Below are 4,273 nucleotides of genomic sequence, written 5' to 3'. Positions count from 1 at the left end.
ATGTCTTGGTGAGAAAATGCCCCCCCGGACGCAGAACCGAGACGGCAAAGTCCGCGGCGACTTCGCAAAGGTAGGTCGTGCGTATGTGGTCGGTACGGCGGTGGCCGGTCGTCGGCGCAGCCATGTCCGACAGGACGATATCCGGTTGGCCGCCGAGTGATTCCATAAGCCTGTCCGGTGCTGCGTCATCGAGGAAATCCATCTCGAGCAAGGTGACGCCCGGCAATGGATCGATGTGCAGATAGTCGATGCCAACGACAGTTGGAACGTCTTCCGGCGAGCCTACGATCGAAGCCGCAATCTGGCTCCAGCCACCGGGAGCGGCGCCAAGATCGATAATGCGCTGACCTTTTTTGAGGATTTTGTAGCGGTCATTGATCTCGATCAATTTATAGGCGGCGCGCGAACGATAGCCGTCTGCCTTGGAGCGTTGCACATACGGATCGTTGATATGACGCTCGAGCCAACGACGCGACGATTCCTTGATCGTGCCGGCCTTCTTCTTGATTTTGGTATGCAGACCGCGCGTGCCTGTGCCGCCGCGTCCCCCTGTCGTCGTCTTAGCCATAAGGGCCCCTATTCCTGGATCATGCGGTTGCACGCAACCAGCGATTGCGCCACGCGCCATCACGCGACATGAGTTCAGTCAAAATACCTTCGCGCAACCCGCGATCGGCCACGCGCAATTTCTGGCTGGGCCAGACATTGCGGATCGCATCCAGGATGGCACAACCGGCAAGAACGAGATCGGCGCGATCAGCACCAATGCACGGATTGGCAACCCGTTCATCGAAGCTCCATGACAGGAGCTTGCTGGTCATTTCAGTGACGTCATCGTTCTGCATCCAGATACCATCGATACGGCGGCGATCATAGCGCTCGAGACCGAGATGAATACCGGCGAGCGTCGTGACCGTGCCGGACGTGCCGAGCAGATGAAAGTTCTCGCTCTTGACGAGATCGCCGAGCTTGTGACGCTCGGAGAAATCGTTGATCAATTCGGCAACATGATCGACCATGACCGCGAAGTTATCGGAGGTCACATCACGCCCGCCAAAGCGTTCGGCCAAGGTGACCACGCCGACGGGGAGCGACGTCCAGGCAATGATATGTTCGGCAAGCCGCGGCGAGCGGCGCTCGGAAACGTCGATCAGCGCGATCTCCGAGGAGCCGCCGCCGATATCGAACAGCACGACTGCGTCGGTTTCACGCTCGACCAGCGTGCCACAGCCGGATACAGCAAGACGCGCTTCGGTCTGGCGATTGATGATCTCGAGATCGAGGCCGGTTTCGCGTTTGACCCTGGCCAAGAACTCCTCGCCGTTCGACGCCTGACGGCAGGCTTCGGTGGCGATAAGCCGGGCGCGGCGCACATCGTGGCTCTCAAGCTTGTCGCGACAGATCTTCAGCGCCTCGATAGCGCGATCCATCGCGTTGTCGTTCAGGCGGCCTGTCGCGCCGAGGCCTTCACCGAGGCGGACGATGCGGGAGAAGGCATCGACGACGCGAAACTGGCCGGGGCGGGTGGGCGACGCCACGAGAAGCCGGCAATTGTTGGTGCCAAGATCGAGTGCGGCATAGAGCGGTCCTCCGAAATGCCTGGATTCGCGCCGCTGCGTGGCTTGAACCGGGGCTGCCGGAGACGGCTTTACTGTCACTGCTGGCGGTATCGTATCGACAGGTTTGATCCCGGCGCGGCCCCGACGCCGAAAGCGATTGGGCCGCCGCTTCTTGGCGGCTTTGGCCGGAGTATTGGCAGGGGGAGGCGAAACGCTCGAGACAACGACTGGCTCGGTCGAAGCAGGCGCCTGTTTCGACTTGCCGCGCTTTCTGCGGCGCGCACGTTTCTTGTGGTTCTTGTCGAAGCGTCCTTCCAGGGAATCGGATTGGCTTTCCTGCCTGTGATGTGCAGGATCCCCATGCGGTCCGGGCCCATTCTTGGTGGGACCTTTAGTGCCGTTCAGCACCATGTCACCACCAGACGCCCCTCCATTCGGCGCGATTGGCGCGCCTCTCTCGGGGTCTTTCAAAATCTTATCCTTCGAGCGCCGCGCGAACCCATAAGGACGCAAGCAGGACGCTTTTCAATTAACGTTGGATACAATGTAACATCATTTGCCGAATATCCAAGAGACCATTTGATGTCCCTGTCGCGACGGGCTTGGCGCGCTCATGGGCTGCTGGAGCCTTGTGCACGAGGCTCCAGGGTCAGGATAGTTCCGCAATATGCCCCGCAGGATTGTCGACAGCCTTCCAGCCAGTCGATTGGAGCTTGGCCGAACTTGCAATCAAGTCACCGTTCAGCGTTTTCCAGCGATCTCCCTGGCCTGTTATTTGTGCGGCAATATTTAATATCCACAACGGGCATGAAAACAACCCAGGATTGCGGCCGCGCCGGCGTCGTATGGCGGCCAGTATCTGCGGTACCGTTACTGGATTTCTGTCCGATACAATGAATGTGCCACGATCGGTTTTCGGTTCGTTCAAACTATGGATGATGGCACGGCAGAGAGCAGCGCGATCGAGCAAGGATCGTTGCCCGGCCAAGGACTTTAGCGGTAACGGGACAGGCAGTGCCGCAAGTTTCACGAGCATCGCCATATTACCCTTCACACCCGCGCCATAAACGAGCACTGGACGCAGGATCGTATAATTTCCCCGTTTCATCGCCGAGGCGATTTCGGCCTCGGCTGCAAGCTTGGCCCGACCGTAACCATCAGTTGGTTGTGGCAGATCGCTTTCCAACGCGACGCCTTCGTGAACGTTCGCACATTGCGCACGTATCGACGACAGGAAAACAAACTTGCCCGAAATGGTTTTATGCGCAGCCTGAGCAAGCTTTGCCGCCAGCACGCAGTTGACTGCATGATAAGTATGGGTGGCGTCGACTAGTTGCGTGTGAGCGATAGCCGCCAGATGCACGACATGATCGACATTCTCGAGGATACGCTCGAATGCTTCGACAGGCTCGTCGGGTGCAGGCAGCCGCACAATTTCCGTGTTGGAGCCGCCGGCGTTTCGCGTGGCACTGATCACTCGATAGCCGGACGCTTCCAGTTGCTTGACCAATTCCACACCGATGAAACCCGAGGCTCCCGTCACGAGAACAACGCCCGTTACCATATGATTGAATCCTTCCAACAGTTGTCACTCATATCAACAGAGGCGTTTCCACATCAATGCGGCGTCAGGGACTAAATCGAAAGGACTAATCGGGAGCAATAGGGCTCGTGGCATACCTATGATAAGCGATGGAACAGGGACCGCGATCACTATCGTTATGGAGTAACGCCTATGCGTCAGCCCGATTTTCAGCCGCTTGAGACAAAAGACTTCCTGATCCTGGCCGCGATCATGGTGGCCATTCTTTGGGGATGTTGGGAAGCTGGAACGATGCTGGTCAAATCAAGCAATCCAAGTGGCCAGAATGCTCATCAGTCGAGCAYCATCCCGGATCACCTGCACGCCTGATCAGGGCCCTTTCCACGTCCGGATCGTTGGACGCAGACCAAGTCTGACACGTACGTTTCCGATCTTTTGATCTCTCACATTCACACATGTTCCCGTTGAAAATTCTCGCATAAGTTGTATTAGTGCGCGAGCACAATTTTGAGATGTCCCCTCCATGTCTGAGAACGATCATCAACCGGTGAAGTTGACCGGAGTATTGCTACTCGCTGCTGTTGCACTGATATTTCTCGCTGTCATCTGGCTGATAGGAACCGCATTCGCGCGGACAACAATTGTCTACGATGGGAGCACAGCAACGGAACGAATGACCTATGTCAGCGTTGTATTACGCTGACCCTATTTCCGTCAGCGGAGGCTTGGCGCCGACTTAGCCTATTATGCCCTCCCCGGGGCGGTGCCAAGCCTCACCTGCCCCCGCTAAGCGTTTGCCAATCAATCGAACTTGACGAGATTATGGACCGGCAAAGGACCGCCGGGAAACTGGACAAGCCGTGACCCAACGGCGGCCAGCCGCGTTTACAGGCTCACGCTGTCAAGCGTGATCGGTTGCCGGAGCGTTTTGCAGGAAGATAGGCGACATGAAAAAGCCGGTGCAGTTCTCCCAACACCGGCTTAGTGGATGCAATCAGATCAGCCGATTGTGCTCGACGAGCTGCCGCAGGCGGCGCAGCGTTCCATCACTGTCGGGGTTTACACGGCGAGGCTTCTTAGCGGCCGGTTTTGCGGTCTGCACGACGGTGTCAGGCGATGCGGTAATAGGGGTTTTCAGCCTTTTCAGGAAGGTAATCGTGCGATTCAACAT

Annotated in this window: 5 protein-coding genes; 2 read left to right on the top strand and 3 right to left on the bottom strand. The window is 57.5% G+C overall.

What is annotated here, in order from left to right; all coding sequences use genetic code 11:
• The 3 genes from ACXJ5O_RS20185 to ACXJ5O_RS20175 form a co-directional block, all read right to left on the bottom strand.
• The coding region (locus ACXJ5O_RS20185) for an RlmE family RNA methyltransferase (protein WP_457301451.1) at nt 1-568 on the bottom strand (568 nt) is incomplete at its 3' end.
• A gap of 19 nt (nt 569-587) precedes the next feature.
• Nucleotides 588-1,970, bottom strand: coding sequence for a Ppx/GppA phosphatase family protein (locus ACXJ5O_RS20180; RefSeq protein ID WP_457301452.1), 1,383 nt, complete (start codon nt 1,968-1,970; stop codon nt 588-590).
• A gap of 238 nt (nt 1,971-2,208) precedes the next feature.
• The gene (locus ACXJ5O_RS20175; protein ID WP_457301450.1) at nt 2,209-3,123 is read right to left on the bottom strand and encodes an NAD-dependent epimerase/dehydratase family protein; all 915 of its coding nucleotides are present in this window, start codon (nt 3,121-3,123) and stop codon (nt 2,209-2,211) included.
• A 171-nt stretch (nt 3,124-3,294) separates the two neighbouring features.
• On the opposite strand from ACXJ5O_RS20175, the gene ACXJ5O_RS20170 reads away from it, so the two are divergent.
• Nucleotides 3,295-3,471 (top strand): hypothetical protein, encoded by a 177-nt coding sequence (locus ACXJ5O_RS20170; protein WP_457301449.1) that lies wholly within the window; start codon nt 3,295-3,297, stop codon nt 3,469-3,471.
• A gap of 154 nt (nt 3,472-3,625) precedes the next feature.
• Nucleotides 3,626-3,805: a hypothetical protein gene (locus ACXJ5O_RS20165; protein WP_457301448.1), complete on the top strand. Its 180-nt coding sequence runs from the start codon at nt 3,626-3,628 to the stop codon at nt 3,803-3,805.
• Nucleotides 3,806-4,273: the final 468 nt, after the last annotated feature.

This window comes from Phyllobacterium sp. P5_D12, from assembly GCF_054049495.1.
This window is presented reverse-complemented; position numbering and strand designations above follow the sequence as displayed.

Coding starts and splice junctions, on each gene's coding strand:
- ACXJ5O_RS20165 (WP_457301448.1), top strand. CDS start 3,626: ATGTCTGAGAACGATCATCAACCGGTGAAGTTGACCGGAGTATTGCTA.
- ACXJ5O_RS20175 (WP_457301450.1), bottom strand. CDS start 3,123: ATGGTAACGGGCGTTGTTCTCGTGACGGGAGCCTCGGGTTTCATCGGT.
- ACXJ5O_RS20180 (WP_457301452.1), bottom strand. CDS start 1,970: ATGGTGCTGAACGGCACTAAAGGTCCCACCAAGAATGGGCCCGGACCG.